At 63.7% G+C, this 19450-nt stretch carries 21 protein-coding genes; 12 read left to right on the plus strand and 9 right to left on the minus strand.

Features of this window, described 5'->3' with window-relative positions:
- Positions 1-57 precede the first annotated feature (57 nt).
- Positions 58-642: an NADPH-dependent FMN reductase gene (locus AC3WS7_RS17960; RefSeq protein ID WP_296464547.1), complete on the minus strand. Its 585-nt coding sequence runs from the start codon at positions 640-642 to the stop codon at positions 58-60.
- A gap of 402 nt (positions 643-1044) precedes the next feature.
- Between AC3WS7_RS17960 and mnmG the strand changes: the two genes are divergently transcribed.
- From mnmG to AC3WS7_RS18010, 10 genes are all read left to right on the plus strand, one after another.
- Entirely contained in the window at positions 1045-3093 is a 2049-nt protein-coding gene (gene mnmG, locus AC3WS7_RS17965) for a tRNA uridine-5-carboxymethylaminomethyl(34) synthesis enzyme MnmG (protein WP_492657303.1), read from the plus strand.
- A gap of 38 nt (positions 3094-3131) precedes the next feature.
- The gene (locus AC3WS7_RS17970; protein ID WP_492657304.1) at positions 3132-3788 is read left to right on the plus strand and encodes a hypothetical protein; all 657 of its coding nucleotides are present in this window, start codon (positions 3132-3134) and stop codon (positions 3786-3788) included.
- 5 nt (positions 3789-3793) lie between these two features.
- Positions 3794-4333, plus strand: coding sequence for a DUF4124 domain-containing protein (locus tag AC3WS7_RS17975; protein WP_492657305.1), 540 nt, complete (start codon positions 3794-3796; stop codon positions 4331-4333).
- A 40-nt stretch (positions 4334-4373) separates the two neighbouring features.
- Positions 4374-5003, plus strand: a complete 630-nt coding sequence (gene rsmG, locus AC3WS7_RS17980) for a 16S rRNA (guanine(527)-N(7))-methyltransferase RsmG (RefSeq protein WP_492657318.1) — start codon at positions 4374-4376, stop codon at positions 5001-5003.
- A 407-nt stretch (positions 5004-5410) separates the two neighbouring features.
- Positions 5411-6025 carry a LysE family transporter gene (locus tag AC3WS7_RS17985; protein WP_296464536.1) on the plus strand — a complete coding sequence of 205 codons (615 nt, stop codon included), beginning with the start codon at positions 5411-5413 and terminating at the stop codon, positions 6023-6025.
- A 20-nt stretch (positions 6026-6045) separates the two neighbouring features.
- A complete protein-coding gene (locus AC3WS7_RS17990) occupies positions 6046-6831 on the plus strand; it encodes a ParA family protein (RefSeq protein ID WP_492657306.1) in 786 nt (261 codons plus the stop codon).
- Positions 6832-6908: 77 nt separating this feature from the next.
- Entirely contained in the window at positions 6909-7460 is a 552-nt protein-coding gene (locus AC3WS7_RS17995) for an RBBP9/YdeN family alpha/beta hydrolase (RefSeq protein WP_296464530.1), read from the plus strand.
- 36 nt (positions 7461-7496) lie between these two features.
- The gene (locus tag AC3WS7_RS18000) at positions 7497-8456 is read left to right on the plus strand and encodes a ParB/RepB/Spo0J family partition protein (RefSeq protein WP_492657307.1); all 960 of its coding nucleotides are present in this window, start codon (positions 7497-7499) and stop codon (positions 8454-8456) included.
- 54 nt (positions 8457-8510) lie between these two features.
- A complete protein-coding gene (locus tag AC3WS7_RS18005) occupies positions 8511-9302 on the plus strand; it encodes a class I SAM-dependent methyltransferase (RefSeq protein WP_296464525.1) in 792 nt (263 codons plus the stop codon).
- Complete coding sequence (locus tag AC3WS7_RS18010; protein WP_296464522.1) at positions 9299-10057, plus strand: HD-GYP domain-containing protein; 759 nt, start codon at positions 9299-9301, stop codon at positions 10055-10057. Before AC3WS7_RS18005 ends, AC3WS7_RS18010 begins: the two co-directional genes overlap by 4 nt.
- A 120-nt stretch (positions 10058-10177) precedes the next feature.
- On the opposite strand, the gene AC3WS7_RS18015 is transcribed toward AC3WS7_RS18010, so the two are convergent.
- The 3 genes from AC3WS7_RS18015 to AC3WS7_RS18025 form a co-directional block, all read right to left on the minus strand.
- Positions 10178-10987 (minus strand): amino acid ABC transporter permease, encoded by an 810-nt coding sequence (locus AC3WS7_RS18015; protein ID WP_296464520.1) that lies wholly within the window; start codon positions 10985-10987, stop codon positions 10178-10180.
- A gap of 19 nt (positions 10988-11006) precedes the next feature.
- A complete protein-coding gene (locus tag AC3WS7_RS18020; protein ID WP_296464516.1) occupies positions 11007-11813 on the minus strand; it encodes a transporter substrate-binding domain-containing protein in 807 nt (268 codons plus the stop codon).
- A gap of 78 nt (positions 11814-11891) precedes the next feature.
- Entirely contained in the window at positions 11892-13316 is a 1425-nt protein-coding gene (locus AC3WS7_RS18025) for an FAD-binding oxidoreductase (RefSeq protein ID WP_492657308.1), read from the minus strand.
- A 50-nt stretch (positions 13317-13366) separates the two neighbouring features.
- Between AC3WS7_RS18025 and AC3WS7_RS18030 the strand changes: the two genes are divergently transcribed.
- Positions 13367-13942, plus strand: coding sequence for a cob(I)yrinic acid a,c-diamide adenosyltransferase (locus tag AC3WS7_RS18030; protein ID WP_492657309.1), 576 nt, complete (start codon positions 13367-13369; stop codon positions 13940-13942).
- A gap of 34 nt (positions 13943-13976) precedes the next feature.
- Here AC3WS7_RS18030 and AC3WS7_RS18035 read toward each other — a convergent pair whose 3' ends face one another.
- The 4 genes from AC3WS7_RS18035 to AC3WS7_RS18050 all read right to left on the minus strand — a co-directional run bounded on the left by AC3WS7_RS18035 (position 13977) and on the right by AC3WS7_RS18050 (position 17439).
- On the minus strand, positions 13977-14882 hold the full coding sequence (locus AC3WS7_RS18035) for a hypothetical protein (protein ID WP_492657310.1): 906 nt from the start codon (positions 14880-14882) through the stop codon (positions 13977-13979).
- A 34-nt stretch (positions 14883-14916) separates the two neighbouring features.
- Positions 14917-15339 carry a hotdog fold thioesterase gene (locus AC3WS7_RS18040; RefSeq protein WP_492657311.1) on the minus strand — a complete coding sequence of 141 codons (423 nt, stop codon included), beginning with the start codon at positions 15337-15339 and terminating at the stop codon, positions 14917-14919.
- 85 nt (positions 15340-15424) lie between these two features.
- On the minus strand, positions 15425-16486 hold the full coding sequence (locus AC3WS7_RS18045; protein WP_492657312.1) for a DMT family transporter: 1062 nt from the start codon (positions 16484-16486) through the stop codon (positions 15425-15427).
- Positions 16483-17439 carry a sterol desaturase family protein gene (locus tag AC3WS7_RS18050; RefSeq protein ID WP_296464500.1) on the minus strand — a complete coding sequence of 319 codons (957 nt, stop codon included), beginning with the start codon at positions 17437-17439 and terminating at the stop codon, positions 16483-16485. The genes AC3WS7_RS18045 and AC3WS7_RS18050 overlap by 4 nt, the downstream gene beginning before the upstream one ends.
- A 157-nt stretch (positions 17440-17596) precedes the next feature.
- Here AC3WS7_RS18050 and AC3WS7_RS18055 point away from each other — a divergent pair, with 157 nt between their 5' ends.
- A complete protein-coding gene (locus AC3WS7_RS18055; protein ID WP_492657313.1) occupies positions 17597-18229 on the plus strand; it encodes a TetR/AcrR family transcriptional regulator in 633 nt (210 codons plus the stop codon).
- On the opposite strand, the gene AC3WS7_RS18060 is transcribed toward AC3WS7_RS18055, so the two are convergent.
- Positions 18198-19304: an ABC transporter substrate-binding protein gene (locus AC3WS7_RS18060; protein ID WP_492657314.1), complete on the minus strand. Its 1107-nt coding sequence runs from the start codon at positions 19302-19304 to the stop codon at positions 18198-18200. The two genes, AC3WS7_RS18055 and AC3WS7_RS18060, sit on opposite strands and share 32 nt — an antisense overlap.
- Between the last annotated feature and the right edge of the window lie 146 nt (positions 19305-19450).

The following is a 19450-nucleotide window of genomic DNA, read 5'->3' on the forward strand; positions in this document are numbered from 1 at the left end:
TATTAAATTGGTAGCTGTTCGCGCAATATCCATGCGGACCAAGGCCCTGTTTGGCACTTAAACGCTGCCCAAACGGGGTGCTGCCCACAGCACCTGGTCCACCACGGCCTGCACGCCGCGGCGCTGGCGCTCTTCAATCAGCTGGCCCTGCTCGTCAAACGCCTTGCCGGCTGAGCCCAGCGCAAACTGTTTGGGCGCCAGCCAGCAGTGCAGGGCGAGCAACAGCGGCTGCAAATGGCTGAGTGAGCGCAAACCTCCGAGGGCGCCGGGTGACGCACTGAGCAAGCCCACCACCTTGCCGGCAAACGGCTTCTCGCCATCGGCCCAGACCGGGTGGCCCTTGACCGGGCTGCTGGCCCAGTCCAGCGTGTTTTTCAGCAGGCCGGTGTAGCTGCCGTTGTACTCGGGCGAGACGATGATCCAGGCCGGGTGCGCATCCATGATTTCCTTGAGTCGGATCACGTCGGCTGGCGTGCCCGTTGCCTCCAGGTCGGCGTTGTAGAGCGGGATGTTGAAGTCGCTCAGTTCCAGGTGCGTAACGTCTGCACCGGCCTCGCGGGCCAGGGCGGCCGCCACGTGGGCGAGGCGGCGGTTGAAGGACTGTTGGCGGGTGCTGCCGGCGAAGATCAGGAGTTTGGTCATGGCTTGGATTGTCACCAAGAAGGACTCTTTGTGTTCGCCCACGGCAGGGGTGGGGTATGCGTTTTGCTTCGTGTCCCCCGGCCCGTGAGGGGCCTCCTCCTTTACCTACGCAAAACGCATACCCCACCCCTGCCGCTCGATGCCTCGCATGCCAATGGTTGCGTGCGAACACGGTGGGGGATCAAGTGGGGTGGGTGCTCTGCAAAGTGAGGTCAAGGAGGAGGCCCCTCACGGGCCGGGGGACACGAACGGCGCAGAGTACCCGCCCCGCTTGATCTGGAGGTAACACCACCCAACAAGAACCCACAGCGTGCCAAAAAATCAGGCACCCGGTAAAATCACGCCCTTCCCCCTCACTTGGCGCAGACCCTCCTTGTCTTTGGCGCGCCCGAATAGACCACCATGTTGTACCCACAAGATTTCGATGTCATCGTCGTCGGCGGCGGCCATGCCGGCACCGAAGCTGCGCTTGCTGCTGCCCGCATGGGCAGCAAGACGCTGCTGCTCTCCCACAACATCGAAACCCTGGGCCAGATGAGCTGCAACCCCAGCATCGGCGGCATTGGCAAGGGCCACCTGGTCAAAGAGGTGGACGCCATGGGCGGCGCGATGGCGCTGGCCACGGACGAGTCGGGCATCCAGTTCCGCATTCTCAACAGCAGCAAGGGCCCGGCTGTGCGTGCCACGCGCGCCCAGGCCGACCGCGTGCTCTACAAAGCCGCCATCCGCCGCATGCTGGAGAACCAGCCCAACCTCTGGTTGTTCCAGCAGGCGGTGGACGACCTGATGATCGAAGGCGACCGCGTGGTGGGTGCCGTGACCCAGGTGGGTATTCAGTTCCGCGCCAAGACCGTGGTGCTGACGGCCGGTACCTTCCTGGACGGCAAGATCCACGTGGGCCTGAACAACTATGCGGCCGGCCGGGCAGGGGACCCGCCCGCCGTGTCCTTGTCGGCCCGCCTCAAGGAACTCAAGCTGCCGCAAGGCCGTTTGAAGACCGGCACGCCGCCACGCCTGGATGGCCGCAGCATTGATTTCAGCAAATGCATCGAGCAGCCCGGCGATGGCGTGCCCGGTGGCATGAGCGATGTGATGCCCGTGGCCAGCTTCATGGGCAATGTGGCCATGCACCCACGGCAAGTGCCGTGCTGGATCACCCACACCAACGAGCGCACACACGACATCATCCGCTCCGGCTTTGACCGCAGCCCCATGTTCACCGGCAAGATCGAGGGCGTGGGCCCACGCTATTGCCCGAGTGTGGAAGACAAGATCAACCGCTTTGCCGACAAGGACAGCCACCAGATCTTTCTGGAACCCGAAGGCCTGACCACGCACGAGTACTACCCCAACGGCATCAGCACCAGCCTGCCGTTCGACATCCAGTACGAGCTGGTACGCAGCATGGCCGGGCTGGAGAACGCGCACATCCTGCGCCCGGGTTATGCCATCGAATACGACTACTTTGACCCGCGCAGCCTGAAGAGCAGCTTCGAGACACGGCAGATCCAGGGGCTGTTCTTTGCCGGGCAGATCAACGGCACCACGGGTTACGAAGAGGCGGCGGCGCAGGGCATGTTCGCCGGCATCAATGCTGCGCTGCAGGTGCGCGCCCTGGGTGGTGGTGATGTGGCGCGCAGTGCCGCAGGGACTGCCAGCTACACGGGCGACAGCTGGTTGCCCGGCCGCGACCAGGCCTACCTGGGTGTGCTGGTGGACGACCTGATCACCAAGGGCGTGACCGAGCCCTACCGCATGTTCACCAGCCGGGCCGAGTTCCGCCTGCAGCTGCGCGAAGACAATGCCGATGCCCGTTTGACCGAAGTGGGGCGTGAATTGGGCTTGGTGGACAACGCCCGTTGGGATGCCTTCAGCCGCAAGCGCGATGCTGTTTCACGTGAAACAGAACGCCTGCGCAGCATCTGGGTGAATCCGCGCAACCTGCCGGCCGAAGAGTCCGAGCGCGTGCTGGGCAAGTCCATCGACCACGAATACAACCTGTCCGACCTGCTGCGCCGGCCCAATATCAGTTACGCCGCGCTCATGTCGCTGGACTACGGTAAGTACGCCAACCGCGACCTGGCGCCGCCTGTTTCACGTGAAACCACGGATGCGGTGCCCAGTGTGGACGTGGCCGCGCAAGACGCCTTTGTGGCAGCCGTGGTGGAGCAGGTCGAGATTGCCGCCAAGTACTCCGGCTACATCGACCGCCAGAAGGACGAAGTAGAGCGCGCCGCCCACTACGAGAACCTGCGCCTGCCGGCTGAGCTGGACTACATGCAGGTGGGTGCTTTGAGCATTGAAGCCCGTCAACGCCTCAACAAGTACCGTCCGGAAACCTTGGGCCAGGCCTCGCGCCTGTCTGGCATCACGCCCGCCACCATTTCGCTCTTGTTGATCCACCTGAAGAAGGGCAACTTCCGCGGCTTTGCTGAAAAAGTGGCAGCGTAAACTAGCCCCTTTTTCCAACGCGCCTGGGAGGGCTGTGTATGCCGCGTGCGATTGTGCTGGTGCTGACATTGGTGGGGATTCTGGTGATCCCCTTGATGCTCAAGAAGTGCGCTGCCCCCACAGCGCCGCTGGTTGCGGTGGCCCCCTCGGGTGCGCCACTTACGCCTGCCGCCAGTGCTCCGGAGCCCGTGGGTAATAAACCGATTGGGTATGGCCTGACCTTTGGCCTGGACACGCTGGAAGACAACGGCCCCAAAGACGTGGCGAACATGGTCTGCGACGCGGGTGAATCCACGCTGGACCGCGCCTACAAAGGCGCTTGCAACCCCAATGTGGGCGACACCAGCTGCCGCATCGTGCTGCCGGTGCTGTGTATCAAGAAGGGCGATTTGCCCCGGCCCAGTGGCCTGAGTGGTGGTGGCTGGACGCGTGGCGAACTTGCTGCCACCCAGGCCGTGATGGGCGCCACGCTGGATTCCGAGATGAAAGCCAATGTGATGTGTGAACGCGAGCTGGGTCCCGGTTGGCGTATGGCCACCTTTGCTGATGGTGGCAATTACCTCGACGACCAGCATTACGACCACGAAGACCGCGGCGATGTCTGGGCCCTGCAAGGCAGGTTGGGCCCCGGCATTGGCGGCCATGGCCGCTACTGGGTGCATTCGCAGGGCCTGACGGCCAACTGCTGGGATTGACCCCCATGCAACTTGCCCGCGTTGTGATGGCGGCTGCCTGGCTGGTGCTGGTGGGTACCTCGGTGCAGGCCGAGGTGTTCAAGTGCAAGGCCGCGGACGGCAAGGTCGTGTTCAGCGACCACGCCTGTGCCGCGGACCAAGCCAGTTCCACCGTGCCGGGTATCACCAAGTCTGCGCCCAAGCCCGTGCCCCCGGCGGAGCCGACGACTGCCTTGGAGCAGGCCAAGCGCCAGCAAGTGCAGGCTGGCCTCAGCCCGCAGTGCCAAGTGCTGGGTGACAAGGCCTCTCAGCTGTTGCGCTCCGAGGCCGGGCTGGAAGAGATCAAGCGCGCGGTATCCGAGTTTGAAGCCCAATGCGGCGACCAGGTCGAGAAAGCCTGGCGTGCTGCGGGGCAGGCTCGCCCCACCAGCAAACCCGACGCTGCCAGTTGCCGCGCGCTGCGCCAAGTGCGCGATGACGCCAAGGCCCGGCTGGCCAAGATGACTGACAAGGAAAAGATGGATTACGCAAAACTACAGAACGAGGTGTCCGTTGCCTGCCCCTAAGTTGAACCACCGCGAGGTGCTGGCCCAGTCGCTGCCCGGCATGGGCCTGGCGCTGGGCGATGCCCAGATCACCGCATTGCTGGACTACCTGGCCCTGATCGCCAAGTGGACCAAGGTCTACAACCTGACCGCCGTGCGCGACCCCGACGAGATGCTGACGCACCACCTGCTGGACAGCTTGGCGGTGATTGCACCCTTGCAAAAGCAGTTGGCCGTGTTGGCAGAGCAGGGCGTGGTGGGTGACAAACCCCGCTTGCTCGATGTGGGATCAGGTGCTGGTTTGCCGGGCATCGTGATCGCCATTTGCTGCCCGCACATCACGGTGCACTGTGTGGACACGGTGGCCAAGAAGGCTGCCTTTATCCAGCAGGTGGCGGTGACCCTGAGGTTGCCGAATCTGCGGGGCATCCATGCGCGGGTGGAAAGTTTGACGGAGCCGTACGACGTGGTGAGTTCCCGGGCTTTTGCATCGCTGGTGGATTTCACCACCTGGTCTGAAAAAGCCTTGGCGGGGCAGGGGGTGTGGATGGGCATGAAGGGTAAGCACCCTGCTGAGGAAATGGCTGCATTGCCTGGTTCGGTGGAGGTGTTTCACGTGGAACAACTGGTGGTGCCGGGGTTGGATGCGGAGCGGTGCATTATTTGGATGCGGAAGAGGGCGGCGGCTTAACCCCTCGCCTTCAGCTTTGGTGTGGGGCTGGGTTGGGTAACGCGTTTTGCTTCGTGTCCCCCGCCCGCTACGCGGGCTCCTCCTTGACCTACGCAAAATGCGTTACCCAACCCAGCCTGCGCGAGGTGTTTCGTTTGCCAGCAGTGGAAAACCCATTCGCTGTTCGTAGCTGTGTGGCAGGGGCACGCCTCAAAGTGAGGTCAAGGAGGAGGCCGTAGGCCGGGGGACACGAACGGCGGGGCGTGCCCATGGCGCGCAGCGAGCCCAGCAAAGCTAGCTGCCCGACTCCCAAAGTTTCACGTGAAACAACACCCTCACGTCTCTTACGCAGGGCGCAGGCAACAAGCCACACCGAAGCCCAAAGTTTCCAACGTAAACTCACCCCCTTCCCCTGAAAGAAAATCCCCATGCTCGGCGTCACCGATTACGGCACTTTTGTCATCACCATCATCGTGTTCCTGGCCATTCCCGGCCCGGGCAATCTGGCGTTGGTGACGTCCACTAGCAAGGGCGGCATTGCGGGCGGGCTGGCTGCCACGCTGGGGGTGATCCTGGGTGACCAGGTGCTCATGTGGTCCGCTGTGGCCGGCGTGGCTGCACTGCTGGCCGCCTACCCCGACGCCTTTCATGCCGTGCAGTGGTTGGGCGCTGCGTACCTGGCCTGGCTGGGCCTCAAGATGCTGACCGCCAAACCCGGCGCCGCACCCGTGCTCAACATCAAGGCCGGCCACTACCTGCGCCAGGCATTGCTCATCACCTTGCTCAACCCCAAGGCCATCTTGTTCTACATGGCCTTCTTCCCGCTGTTTGTGGACCGCGCCACCCAGCAAGGTCTGGTGACCTACGCCTTCATGGCTGCCACCATCGCCTTCCTCACCTTCCTCTACGGTCTGGGCGCTACGTTGCTCACGCACTTTCTGGCCGAGCGCATGCGCGCCAATCCCAAGATCGGCCGTGTGCTTGAAAAGGTGGCCGGTCTCTTCCTCATCGGCTTTGGCATCAAGCTGGCCATTTCCAAATAAGACGGCAAAGGTAATTCCAGATGGCCAAGATTTTTTGTGTTGCCAACCAAAAGGGTGGCGTGGGCAAGACCACCACCACCGTCAACCTGGCGGCTGGCCTGGCCAAGGTGGGCCAGCGCGTGCTGATGATTGACCTGGACCCGCAGGGCAACGCCACCATGGGTTCCGGGGTGGACAAGCGCAAGCTGGAGCTCACCATTTACGACGTGCTGCTCGAATCGGCCTCGGTGGCCGAGGCGCGGGCCAAAAGCGACAAGCTGATCGAAGGCGGCTGCAGCTACGACATTCTGGGCGCTAACCGCGAGCTGGCCGGTGCCGAGGTGGAAATGGTGGAACTGGAGCGCCGCGAAAAACGCCTCAAGCTGGCGCTGGCCGCGGTGGACGCCGAGTACGACTTTGTGCTGATCGATTGCCCGCCCAGCCTGAGCATGCTGACGCTGAACGGCCTGTGCTGCGCACACGGCGTGATCGTGCCCATGCAGTGTGAGTACTTTGCGCTGGAAGGCCTGACCGATCTGGTCAACACCATCAAGCAGGTCAAGGCCAACCTCAACGACGACCTGCAGATCATCGGCCTGCTGCGTGTGATGTTCGACCCGCGCATCACGCTGCAGCAACAGGTCAGCGACCAGCTCAAGGCCCACTTTGGCGACAAGGTGTTCAACACCGTGATCCCGCGCAACGTGCGCCTGGCCGAAGCGCCTAGCTACGGCGTGCCCGGCGTGGTGTTCGATCCCCAATCCAAAGGCGCGCAGGCCTTTGTGACCTTTGCGCAAGAGATGGTCGATCGCATCAAGGTGATGTGACGCATTTTTAAAGCCAAATTGGCCTCTAGCCCCCGTATTTATTGCGCAAGCAGCTCCTGAATCCATAGCAAACCAACATGGCCACCGCTTCGCCCACTGTCCTCATCCTGCCCGGCTGGCAAAACTCCGGCGCCGCCCACTGGCAAAGCCGCTGGGAGGCGCTGCACGGCTACACGCGTGTGCAGCAGCACGACTGGATGCAGCCGCTGCGCGGTGACTGGATGATGCAACTGGAAGAAGCCGTGCTGGCCGCGCCCACGCCCGTGGTGCTGGTGGCGCACAGCCTGGGCTGCATGCTCACCGCCGCCTGGGCCCAGCATTCGCAAAACACACACAAGGTGCAGGTCGCGTTTCTGGTGGCGCCTGGCGACCCTGAGCGCGAGGAACTGCGCGCCGCGCTCAAGAGCTGGTGGCCGGTGGTGATGGACCGACTGCCCTTTGCCGCCGAGCTGCTGGGCAGCCAGAACGACCCGTATTGCACTTTCGCCCGCGCGCAGCAATTTGCCAGCGCCTGGGGCGCAGACTTTGTGGACTACGGCGCGGCCGGCCACATCAACGCCGACACCGGCCTGGGCGATTGGGCCGATGGCCACGCTCGGCTGCAAGCCCTTATCGCGCGCACCGCCTAGAGGCGGGCGCACCCAATTTCAAAGAAAGAGAAGAACATGGTCACGAAGAAACCCAAAGGTTTGGGCATGGGACTGGAAGCCTTGCTGGGCCCGAAGGTGAAAGATGCACCGGCCGCAGACGCCACGCCTGCCAACCCCGGTACCCCCAGCACGTTGATGCTGAGCGACATGGTGGCCGGTGTTTACCAGCCACGAACCCGCATGGACGAGGGCGCACTGTATGAGCTGGCCGAGAGCATCAAGGCGCAGGGCATCATGCAGCCCATCCTCGTGCGCCAGCTCGACGAGGCGGACGCGGCAAAGCATATCGGTGACGGCCGCAAGCGCGCCATCTATGAAATCATTGCCGGCGAACGGCGCTTCCGCGCGGCCAAGCTGGCTGGCCTGGACAGTGTGCCGGTGCTGGTGCGCGACGTGCCCAACGAGGCCGCTGCGGCCATGGCGCTGATCGAGAATATCCAGCGCGAAGACCTGAATCCGCTGGAAGAGGCGCAGGGCCTGCAGCGCCTGATCAAGGAGTTTGGCCTGACGCACGAAACCGCGGCCCAGGCCGTGGGCCGTTCGCGCAGTGCCGCCAGCAACCTGCTGCGCCTCTTGAACCTGGCCGACCCGGTGCAGACCATGCTGATGGCCGGTGACCTGGACATGGGCCACGCGCGCGCGCTCTTGGCGTTGGATCGCGCCACGCAGATCACCGCGGCCAACCAGATTGCCACCAAAAAAATGTCGGTGCGCGAGGCCGAGAGCCTGGTCAAGAAACTGAGCGCCGAGTTCTCGCTCACGCCGCAAAAGCCGACCAAGGAAAAATCGCGCGACTTGAAGCGTGTGGAAGAAGAACTGTCCGACCTGCTGATGGCGCAGGTGGAGGTGCTGGTGAAAAAACGTGTCAAGCGCCATGGCCGCATCGAGGAGATGGGCGAGGTGGTGATCCAGTTCGGCTCGATGGACGAGCTCAACGGTCTCATCGAACGACTGGCCCCCGGCGGCAACCGTTAATTGCTATTAAAACAGTAGCTGCTCGCGCATATTCCATAAGGGCTGGAGGCCTGTTTGACCCCTAAACCCTGGCAGCGCCTGAACCCGGCCACCTGGCTCTGGCCGCTGCCCGCCATCGTCGCCTGGGTGCTGTGCTGGACCCTGTTTCGCACCGTGTGGGAGCAGGGCCTGGCGCTGCCCTGGTCGCTGGCCCTGGCCAGTGCGCTGGGCGTGGTGCTGAGTCTGTGGGGCGTCAGCTGGTGGCGCCGCACGCTGATTGCGGTGGGGTTTCCCGTGTCCTTGGCGCTCACCCTGGGGCTGCTGGGGGGCAGCGCGGTGCCGGCCTGGGCTTGGCTGCTGCCGCTGGGTTTGTTGCTGCTGGTCTACCCCGTGAACGCTTGGCGCGATGCGCCGCTGTTTCCCACTCCCCTGAACGCACTGACCGAACTGCCCACCCTCGCGCCACTGCCCGCCGGTGCGCACGTGCTGGACGCGGGTTGCGGCCTGGGCCACGGCCTGCAGGCCTTGCGCCTGGCCTACCCGCAGGCCCAGCTGCACGGCATTGAATGGAGCTGGCCGCTGCGCGCCTTGTGCGCCCTGCGCTGCCCTTGGGCGCGTGTGCGCCAAGGCGATATCTGGCGGGCCGACTGGTCGGCCTACGACATGGTCTACCTGTTTCAGCGGCCCGAGAGCATGGCGCGCGCGACTGCCAAGGCGCATGCCGAGCTGCGCCCCGGGGCCTGGTTGGTCAGTTTGGACTTTGAAGCAACACCGCACATTTGTACCGCCAGCTTGCGCACACCCGGTGGCAAAATGGTGTGGCTGTACCAGGCACCCCTGTCTGTGCCTGCAGGAGAAAACCCATGACATCCGATACCACCCCATCCACCGTGGCCACAACCTTGGACCCCGCGGATGCCCTGCGGGCCACCCAGGTGGTGGTATTTGCGCTGGCCACCCTGTCCGAGCTGCGCGACTCGGACACCGAAAGCCACATGCTGCGCGTGCAACGGTATGTGCGTGCCCTGTGCGCCCAGCTCCAAACGCAGCCCGCCCATGCCGAGGTGCTGACCCCCACCTATGTGGAAATGCTGCTCACCAGCGTGCCGATCTACGACATGGGTACCGTGGGCATTCCCGACCGCATCCTGCTCAAACCCGGCCGCCTGACGCCCGACGAGGTGGCCATCATGCGCACCCACACCACGTTAGGCCACGACGCCCTGGCGCGTGCCGAAAAAACACTGGGCCACGTCTCGCCGCTGCTCACCCTCGCCAAAGAAATCACCCTGTGCCACCAGGAAAAGTGGGATGGCTCCGGCTACCCCAAAGGCCTGTGGGGCGCGCAGATTCCGCTGTCGGCCCGTATCGTGGCGCTGGCTGATGTGTACGACGCGCTGATCAGCAACAAGGTCTACAAGGACGGTGTGTCGCACGAGCGGGCGGTCGAGATCCTCACCGACGGGCGGGGCGCCCATTTCGACCCCGATGTGGTCGACGCCTTCCTGCAGATCCACGAAGATTTCCGCACCATTGCCCAGCGCCATGCCGACACCGACGCCGACATGCAGCAGAAGATCGAGTACATGGCCAATGCCATTGCCGAAGTGGCGGTGTTGTAAAAAGAGCCCCCACGCTCCGCCGCTGCGCGGGTCGCTGCCCCCCGAGGGGGCACGTTTTACCTAGGGGCGGCCCGGCGGCAAAACCGCTCCCCACGCCCCACCGCTGCGCGGCGGCGAAATCTACGTACCGCGCTGCTTGAGGTGTCGCTCCAGGCGGCGCAGCAGCAGCGACAGCGTGATGGTCAGCATCAGGTAGAGCACGGCCACCACGTTGTAGGTCTCCACCGTCAAGAAGGAGCTGGACGCATACAGCTTGCCCAGCTGCGTGATGTCGTTCACGCCCAGCACCGAGACCAGCGACGAGTCTTTCACCATGGCGATGAAGTCATTGCCCAGCACCGGCAGCACACGGCGCACGGCCTGCGGCCACACCACCAGCCGGAAGGTCAGCCAGCGGCCCAGGCCCAGCGCTTGGGCGGCCTCGATCTGTGCCCGCTCCACACTCTGCAGCCCGGCGCGGAACACCTCGGCCAGAAAGGCGCTGTAGGCCAGCGCCAGTGCCACGATGCCGCGCACGGTGTTGGAGACATCGCGCACCTGGATATCGGGCAGCCAGCCCGCGGCAATCGTGGCTTCAAATGCCCACTGGTACAGGGTGACCAGCGCGGGTGCGCCTACAAAGGTGACGTAGAGCAGGATGACCAGCGCGGGCAGGCCGCGTACCACCTCGATGTAGAAGCGCGCGCTTTGGCGCAGCCACAGCCACGGTGCGCGGCTGGCCAGCGCCAGCAGCAGGCCGATGCTGGCCGCCAGCGCGAAGCTGATCACGGCCACGTAAATGGTGGTCCACAGCCCCTCGGCCAGGGTCTGGAAGATGAAGGCGTAGCGCCCGTCGGCCACCGCCAGCGCCACAAACGCGGCGCTGATCAGCAGCAGGGCGATCAACCAGTAGGGGCGTTCGGACGATTCCGAATCAACCAGGATTTGCACGGGGCGCAGCCAGTGCGGGTTATTGGTTCAGCTTGTAGTCCACAAACCATTTCTGGTCGAAGGTCTTGAGCGTGCCATCCGCTTTCATTTGCTGGAGCGCCGCGTTGATGGGCTTCACCAGGTCCGAGCCCTTCTTGGTGATGAAGCCGAACTCCTCGCGCCCCATGGGTTTTCCCACTACCTTGTAGACGCCAGGAAACGCTTTCACATAGCCCTGGGACGACACGCCATCGCTCAGCACCGTGTCCACGTCGCCGGCCTTCAGGGCCTGCATGGACAGGCCAAAGGTCTCGTACAGCTTGATGCGCGGGTTCTTCTCGTTGCCGTCTAGCACTTCGTAGACCGCGGTGTAGAAGTTGGTGGTGCCGTTTTGGGCACCCACCAGCAGCTTGGGGTTGGCCTTGAAGCCCTTGGCATCGGCAAAGCGCTTCTCGTTGGCACGCACCATCATGAACTGCTCGGACACCATGTAGGCGTTGGAAAAGTCGACCTGCTTCTTGCGGTCATCCTTGATGGTGATGCCGTCCATGCCGACGTCAAACTGGCCCTTGCGCACGGCCTCGATCATGGTGTCCCAGCTGGTGAGCTTCCAGTCCACCTTGGCGTTGAGGCGCTTGGCAATCTCGTTGAACACGTCGTACTCCCAGCCCACGCTCTGGCCGGTCTTGGGGTCTTTGAAGTTCAGCGGCGGGTAGGCGTTTTCGGTCACGGCCACGATGGTGCGGCCCTTGAGGTCGGGCAGGGCTTGGGCGCTGGCGTGTGTGGACCAGGCGCCCAGGGCGGCAAGCAGGCTGGCGGCAAGGGTGAGGCGGCGTGAAGGCGTCAAGGAAAGCTCCAAATCAACAATTTTATAAAGAAAAAGTGGCTGTAGCGCTCATGGAATATGCGCGACTAGCTACTAAAGTTATAGCGAAAAGATCTTGCCCGGGTTCAGGATGTTGTGCGGGTCCAGCGCGCGCTTGATGGTGCGCATCATGTCCACCGCGCCGCTGCCGGTTTCTTCCAGCAGAAAGCCCTGTTTGTGCAGGCCCACGCCATGCTCGCCGGTGCAGGTGCCGCCCAGCTTGAGCGCGCGGGCCACCAGCTGGTGGTTGAGCTGCTCGGCCAGTGCGCGTTCTTCGGGCTTGGCGGGGTCAATCAAATAGCCCATGTGGAAGTTGCCATCGCCCACATGGCCGACCATGAAGTAGGGCAGACCGGCCTCCCGGGCCTCGGTCACGCTGTCGAGCAGGGCGTCCGCCAGGTGCGAGATGGGCACACAGGTGTCGGTGGTGATGGCCTTGCAGCCGGGGCGCGATTGCACCCCCGCAAAGTAGGCGTTGTGCCGCGCCGTCCAGAGGCGGGTGCGCTCTTCGGGGGTCTCGGCCCAGGCAAAGGCTGCGGCACCGTGCTCGTTGGCAATGTCTTGCACCAGTGCCACCTGTTCTTTCACGCCATCGGGCGAACCGTGGAACTCCAGCAGCAGCATGGCGCTTTCGGGCAGGCTCAGCTTGGAGTGTGCGTTGACCATGCGGATGGTGTTTTCGTCCAGCAACTCACAGCGCGCAATCGGCACGCCCATCTGGATGATCTGGATGGTGGTGTTGACCGCATCGGCCAGCGTGGGGAACGAGCAGGTGGCTGCCATTACCGCCTCGGGCAAGGGGTAGAGCTTGACGGTGATTTCGGTCATCACGCCCAGCGTGCCTTCGCTGCCCACCATCAGGCGGGTGAGGTCGTAACCGGCGCTGCTCTTCTTGGCGCGGGTGCCGGTGCGGATGACCTCACCGCTGGCTGTCACCACTTCGAGCGCCAGCACGTTCTCGCGCATGGTGCCGTAGCGCACGGCGTTGGTGCCGCTGGCGCGGGTGGCGCTCATGCCGCCAATCGTCGCGTCGGCGCCGGGGTCGATGGGGAAGAACAGGCCGCTGGACTTGATTGCTTCGTTGAGCTGTTTGCGCGTCACACCGGGTTGCACCGTCACCGTCAGGTCCTCGGCGTTGATGGACAGCACGGCGTTCATGCGGCTCACGTCCAGGCTGATGCCGCCTTGCACCGCCAGCAAATGCCCTTCCAGTGACGAGCCCACACCAAACGGGATGACGGGCACCAGGTACTGCGCAGCCAGCGTCACCGCGTCGCTCACATCCTGCGTGTTCTGCGCAAACACCACGGCGGCCGGTGGGGGGATGTCAAAGGCCGACTCGTCGCGGCCATGTTGCTCGCGCACCACCAGCGCGGTGGAGAGTTGTTCGCCAAAGCGGGTCTTGAGCGCGTCCAGCAGGGCCTGGGGCACGTCGCGGGCTTGCACCTGGGGCAGCAGGTGGTTCAAAGAGGTGGGGGCGTTCATGGGGTGTCTCCAATGCGGGAATAATCCCATTTTCATCCAAGGACACCGCCATGGGAAACCGCCTCACCCAAATCGCCACCCGCACCGGAGACAACGGCACCACCGGCCTGGGCGACAACACCCGCGTCAGCAAGAACAGCCTGCGGGTGCATGCCATGGGCGATGTGGACGAGCTCAACAGCCACATTGGTGTGTTGCTGTGTGAGGACATGCCGGACGCCGTGCGCAGCGTGTTGGTGGAGGTGCAGCACCAGCTGTTCAACCTGGGGGGCGAGCTGTCCATTCCCGGCTTTGAGCTGCTCAAGAATGAGGCCGTGCTGGCGCTGGACGAGGCCCTGGCACAGCACAACGAGGCCTTGCCACGCTTGCAGGAATTCATCCTGCCCGCAGGCACCCGTGCTGCCGCGCAGGCCCATGTGTGCCGCACGGTGGCGCGCCGTGCGGAGCGCGCCGTGGTGGCACTGGGCACCGCAGAGGTGTTGAAAGAGACACCGCGCCAGTACCTCAACCGCCTCTCGGACCTGATGTTTGTGTTCTCTCGCGTGCTCAACCGCTACCGCACCGATGGCACGGTGGGGGACGATGTGTACTGGAAGAGCGAGCGCCTGGCCCAAAACCAGGGTTGACTTGCTATCGAATTAGTAGCTGCTTGCGCAGTATCTACGGGCGCCAGGGCCTTGTTTTGTCATTAATTACGGGCCAGGCGCTGGTGCGCGGGTTGTAAAAACCGCACTCCTGGTAGGCGCGGCGCACCGCGCCCGTGCTGACCAGCGCAGCCAGCGCCGGAAACACCTGCGCCGCCACGGCCTGGCCTGCAGGGGTGGTGGCCGCGGCCAGATGGCGTGCTCCCACCAGCGCCAAGGCGCGGCCACGCAAGGGGACGAGGTGTTGGCCTTCGGCATCCAGGGCCAGGTCGGGCGTAGCCGGAAACGGGGCCAGCAACACGTCGGCCCGGCCTCGCGCCACTGCCAGCACCATCTGGCGCCAGGTTTTCACATCCATCAGCGAACGCATGCCCAGCGCCTGCAGGGTGCGCCAGTCCGCGCTCCAGTCGCTGTTGGACACGGCCCGCAGGGCCTGCAGCGCGCCCAGGCTGTGTGCCTGCTGGGCCACGCGGTTGTCGGGGGCGGTGTACAGGCCCACCACAAAGTCACCCTCGGCCACCAGCGCGGGTGAGGGCAGGGCATGGGGCCCCAGGGCCTGAAGGTCGGTGCTCCACACCGTGGTGCCCAGTACGTCCACACGGCCCGCACGCAGTTCCAGCATGGCGCGCTGGTAGCTGTCGATGCGTACCAGCTGCACCGTGGTGCCAGGCAGGGTGCGGGCTACCTCGCGCAGCAGCAAGGCCAGCTCGGCTACATCACGCCGTGCATGGGGGCCGCCAAAACTCCGCAGGGTTCGCACGTCGCGCCGGCCCAGGAACAGGGCGTAGTCATAGGCCACGTCGTCTGGCACCGCAACCCGCAACAGGCTGTGCGCCTGCGCGCGTGCGCCCAAGGCTGCGCATCCGGCCGCGGCCAGCAGGGTGCGGCGCTTGAGCCGGGGAAGGGACTGGAAGTGAGACACCGGAATTTGGGGGAGCGTGCCCAGTATCACCGTTCTAACGTGGCGAAAGTATGGCCATGGTGATGCGCGACACGCAACTCAGTTCACCGGCGTCGTTGCGCAGGTCAATCTGCCACACATGGGTGCTGCGGCCCAGGTGCACCGGGCGCGCCACACCAGTCACCCAGCCGCTTTTTACGCCTTTGAGGTGGTTGGCATTGATGTCCAGGCCCACGGCGCTGTAGCCCTCGGGGATGGCAAAACCGGCCCCGCAGGAGCCCAGGGTCTCGGCCAGTACCACCGACACCCCGCCGTGCAGCAGCCCATACGGCTGGTGGGTGCGGTGGTCGACCGGCACCCGGGCGCTCAAGAAGTCGTCGCCCACTTCCAGGAACTCGATGCCCAAGTGTGCGACCGCCGTGTTCTGGCTGATGCGGGTCAGGATTTCGGTGGAGATGGGTTGTTGCCAAATGCGCATGACGGGCTGCCTGTGGGGAGTGAAAAACCGTTGCACTATAAACACCACCCGGCAAGCTTGCAGTCACGCCGGCAACGGCAGACGGTCAGTGGTGGTGACGGTGGTGGGCGTCGGGGTAATGGGCATGCTCGTGTTCCAGCGGGGCATGCTGGTGGTGATGGCTGTGTTTCTCGCCGGGCTTGGGCAGCGCACCCTCCCACCCCGCATGGTCATGCTGGTGGTGCAGGTCGTGGCGGTGGGCATGTGCATGCTCCAGGGCTTCGTGCCGGTGGGGGTGCTGGTGCCGCTCCGTCAGGTGCAGCCACACGCCCAGGGCCATCAGCCCGCCCGCGACGACCAGTGGCCAGGTGATGGCATCCCCCAGCAGCCATGCCAGCACGGTGCCGAAGAACGGCGCCACCGAAAAATAGGCGCCGGTGCGTGCCGTGCCTAAATGCCGCAGGCCCACAACAAACAGGGCCAGGCTGACCCCGTAGGCCAGAAAGCCGACCACCATGGCACTGACCAAGGGGCGGTTGGCCGGAAGCTGCTCTCCCAGTGCCATGGCCAGCCCCAGATTGACGCTGCCGGCCACCAGGCCCTTGACGGAGGCAATCCAGGCTGCATCGGTCAGCGACACCTTGCGGGTCAGGTTGTTGTCGACACCCCAGGCCAGGCAGGCCCCCAGCACCGCCAGCGTGGGCCACACACCAGCAAAACGCGCCTCCCCGGGCCAGCTCAGCACCAACGCACCCGCCACGATGGCCAGCATGCCCAGCGCAATGCGCCGGTCAAAGTTTTCCTTGAAGGCCACCCAGGCCAGGACGGCAGTGAACACGCTTTCTGCATTGAGCAAGAGCGACGCACCGGAGGCCGGCATGCCACTCAGTCCCAGCATCAGCAGCACCGGCCCGGCCACGCCGCCAGCGCCGATGGCACCTAGCAGCCAGGGCCATTCGCCGCGCGGCAGGTGCACCGCAGGGGCCCGTGTAACCCGCCGGTACAGACCCAGGCCCAGACCTGCACCCAGGTACAACAGTGCCGCCAACATCCAGGGAGCAATGTCGCTCAGGAGCAATTTGGCCAGCGGGGTTCCGGCCCCGAACAGCAGCGCAGCGACCAATGCGGCCCCTATCCCGATATGGCGCAGTCCATGGTGCAGTGTCATGGTTCTGATTGTGCGTCGTCTTGGGCCCATGGAGTGGTGGCGGAACGGGAAAAGGGGAGTGCAAGCACCTGACCCAACGCGTCGCTTTGCGGGTAATGCTCGGGCGCGGCGACTCCCAGGGTAGCGGGCAGGCGCTTGGGGTCGTAGAAAAAGGTGCCAAACACCAAATCCCAAAACGGCGTCAATACCCCGAAATTTTTGGCCTCTCTCAGATCGGCGCTGTGGTGAAAGCGGTGCAACTCGGTGCCCACCAGCAGGTAGTTGAAGGGGCCTGCCTTGATGTCCACATTGAAATGCGACACCAGTCCCTGCAAGCCCATCAAGGCGTTGTACAAAAAAATGGATTCGGAACGTGCACCCAGTACCACCAGCGGCAGGTTCACCATGGCCAGTGCGCGCAACAAGTCCAAGGGGTGGCCCACGGGGTGCATCAGCAGATACACCTTGTCCGGCAAATGGTGCGCCAGGTGCACCTTCCACAGCCATGCGCCCATGCGGCCGGTACCTTCGTGGCTCCATCGGTGGTACCAGTACTGGACGAACTCGAACACCAGGACCACTGCAACAAACTCCAGCCAGAACGACGTGTTGGTCACAATGCCTGTGTTCAGGCGGCTCCAGTCCAGTGCCAACCAGCCCACCCCGAGCTTCAGCGCGCCGGTGGCTACCCCATTCACTGCCATGTATTTCAGGTCCCGCTTGAAGCTTGGCCAGTTCATTTTCCATTCCGGCTTGGCGGGGTAGCCAAACTCCACCGCTAGAAGCACGACCAACCGCGCACCGGCCATGCCGGCGAACACCGTGGCCAGGTCCCAGCCATGGCGTAGCGACGCGTAAAAAAGCGCAAGCGTTGCACCCAGTAGCAAGGGGTAAAACAGGTGGCTAACCAAGAGCGGTGTGCTGCTTTTGGTGCGGCTGCGGTGGGGAAAGGGCGGGGAGTTGAAATGAGACATGCGAAACCTTCGATGAGCAAGCCAACGGATACCGCGTGCCAACGGCAACGCGAGGACCGCTATCATTGATTTGCCCTTCACCCCGGCCCAAGCGCGTGGGTAGGCATGTCGTCTGGTTCCAGACAGTTCTCGACTTTGTGTTCAGAAGGTATGGCCCATGAAATCAGCGACAAAATCACTTCCTACCGCAGACCGCCGGGTACTGCGCACCCGTGAAGCTTTGCGTGTTGCAATGATGCGTTTGATGGTGGCGCGGGGTTGGGATGCCATCGATGTTCAGGCCTTGTGCGAGCAGGCGAACGTGGGGCGTTCGACCTTCTACTTGCACTTTGCGAACAAGGAAGAACTGCTGAATGCAAGTTTTTCAGATCTTCGTGATGGGCTGCTGGCACACACACCGGCAACGTCTGCCATACCCAACCAATTGGCGTTTGTTGGTGGCCTGATTGCGCATGTGCATGAAGCCCAAGATGTATTTCGCGCTTTGTTGGGGCGGCGCTCAGGGCAGTATGTGCAAAACCGGTTCAGGGAACTGTTGGTCGAAATGGTGCATGCAGAGTTGCCCGTGGTGAAGTCGCGGGCGTGGATGAGCCAGGCGCAGGCACATTACTTGGGGGGTGCCCTGTTTGAAGTATTGGCATGGTGGCTGGGGGGCAACCGGCCACACAAGCCCGCCGAGATCGAAGCCCTGTTTCGAGCCTGGAGCCAGCCCGCGTACAGCCATTGCCCCATCCAGGCCACAACGGGCCCCTTGGTATCTAGCGCCGGAACTTGCCCGAGGCCGAGATGATGGACAGGTCGGCGAAGTCCAGGCCGGTGTGGTCGGTGGCGCTGAAGTTCAAGGTGAGTCCGCCCAGGTCGAACTTGCCCAAGTTCTCTAGCGCGGCTTGCAGTTTTTCGCGCGTGGGTTTGGGGCCTGCACGGCGCAGCGCCTCCACCAACACCTTGGCCGATGCAAATCCCTCCAGCATGGCAGGACTGACTTCCAGAATGTCACGCGATTTGGCCAGGGTGGCTGCTTCTTGCACCAGGGCATAGTTCTGCGACTGCGGCAGCACCTGGCTCACGATGACGCCCCGCGCATCGTCGCCCAGCAGTTTGACGAAGCCACTCGAAGCGTTGTTGGACAGGGTGACGAACTGTGCGCCGCTGCCCGCTGCTTTGAGGGCCCGGATGGCTTCCACCACCGCCGTACCCGAACCAATCACCATGACGGCTTGGGGGCTCAGTTTGGCCATGGCCGGAGCCGTCTGCGAGAAGTCCGGTTTGCTGCGGTCAAACTTGGAAATGGCAATCGCAGTCAGCTTGGCTGCGGTCAAGCCTTTTTGCGTACCTTCCAAGCCATCGGCGCCAAAGCTGTCGTCCACGTGCACCACACCAATGCGGGTGACACCGGTGGCTGCCAGGTGGGTGATGGCGCGCTCGGCTTCGCGCTGGTAAGTTGCGCGCACATTGAACACGTGTTTTTTCAGGGGCTGGTGCAGCACCGTGGCGCCGGTGGAGGGCCCCACCAAGGGCACGCCGTGTTGGTCCAGGATGGGAATGATGCCTTCGGTGTGTGGCGTGCCACGGGTCATGAACAGGGCCAACACGCCGCGCTGTTCGATCAGTTCACGCGCATTGGCTGCCGCCAGCTTGGTATCGAACTTGTCATCCAGGGTGATCAGTTCAATCTTTTCGCCGTTCACCCCCCCTTTGGCATTGGTTGCGTCCAGGTAGAGCTGGGCGCCCAGGCTGCTTTCCTTGACGGTCGCCGCCACCGCACCTGTGACCCCCGTGGTCTGCCCGATTTTGAGTTGCGCAAAGGCCGTGGTACCGACACTGGCAATACAAAGTCCAAGCAGGGCAGAACGCAAGGAAATCATGGAGGCTCCTTTGTTGTATTGGGCGGATTACATCATGCCTAGATGTCGTGACAACACTTTCAATCCTCAACAAACGCCTCTTCACGCTTGGCCTTGATAGAAGGCATGAGGACCACGACCAACAGCAGCACGGCCGCCGCCAGCAA

The sequence above is a fragment of the Rhodoferax sp. EU05-FHT12H12 genome, from assembly GCF_058791215.1.

Excerpts from the sequence above, each read along its gene's own strand:
- AC3WS7_RS17960 (WP_296464547.1), bottom strand. The coding sequence starts at position 642 with ATGACCAAACTCCTGATCTTCGCCGGCAGCACCCGCCAACAGTCCTTC.
- mnmG (WP_492657303.1), top strand. The coding sequence starts at position 1,045 with ATGTTGTACCCACAAGATTTCGATGTCATCGTCGTCGGCGGCGGCCAT.
- AC3WS7_RS17970 (WP_492657304.1), top strand. The coding sequence starts at position 3,132 with ATGCCGCGTGCGATTGTGCTGGTGCTGACATTGGTGGGGATTCTGGTG.
- AC3WS7_RS17975 (WP_492657305.1), top strand. The coding sequence starts at position 3,794 with ATGCAACTTGCCCGCGTTGTGATGGCGGCTGCCTGGCTGGTGCTGGTG.
- rsmG (WP_492657318.1), top strand. The coding sequence starts at position 4,374 with ATGGGCCTGGCGCTGGGCGATGCCCAGATCACCGCATTGCTGGACTAC.
- AC3WS7_RS17985 (WP_296464536.1), top strand. The coding sequence starts at position 5,411 with ATGCTCGGCGTCACCGATTACGGCACTTTTGTCATCACCATCATCGTG.
- AC3WS7_RS17990 (WP_492657306.1), top strand. The coding sequence starts at position 6,046 with ATGGCCAAGATTTTTTGTGTTGCCAACCAAAAGGGTGGCGTGGGCAAG.
- AC3WS7_RS17995 (WP_296464530.1), top strand. The coding sequence starts at position 6,909 with ATGGCCACCGCTTCGCCCACTGTCCTCATCCTGCCCGGCTGGCAAAAC.
- AC3WS7_RS18000 (WP_492657307.1), top strand. The coding sequence starts at position 7,497 with ATGGTCACGAAGAAACCCAAAGGTTTGGGCATGGGACTGGAAGCCTTG.
- AC3WS7_RS18010 (WP_296464522.1), top strand. The coding sequence starts at position 9,299 with ATGACATCCGATACCACCCCATCCACCGTGGCCACAACCTTGGACCCC.
- AC3WS7_RS18025 (WP_492657308.1), bottom strand. The coding sequence starts at position 13,316 with ATGAACGCCCCCACCTCTTTGAACCACCTGCTGCCCCAGGTGCAAGCC.
- AC3WS7_RS18030 (WP_492657309.1), top strand. The coding sequence starts at position 13,367 with ATGGGAAACCGCCTCACCCAAATCGCCACCCGCACCGGAGACAACGGC.
- AC3WS7_RS18040 (WP_492657311.1), bottom strand. The coding sequence starts at position 15,339 with ATGCGCATTTGGCAACAACCCATCTCCACCGAAATCCTGACCCGCATC.
- AC3WS7_RS18045 (WP_492657312.1), bottom strand. The coding sequence starts at position 16,486 with ATGACACTGCACCATGGACTGCGCCATATCGGGATAGGGGCCGCATTG.
- AC3WS7_RS18050 (WP_296464500.1), bottom strand. The coding sequence starts at position 17,439 with ATGTCTCATTTCAACTCCCCGCCCTTTCCCCACCGCAGCCGCACCAAA.
- AC3WS7_RS18055 (WP_492657313.1), top strand. The coding sequence starts at position 17,597 with ATGAAATCAGCGACAAAATCACTTCCTACCGCAGACCGCCGGGTACTG.
- AC3WS7_RS18060 (WP_492657314.1), bottom strand. The coding sequence starts at position 19,304 with ATGATTTCCTTGCGTTCTGCCCTGCTTGGACTTTGTATTGCCAGTGTC.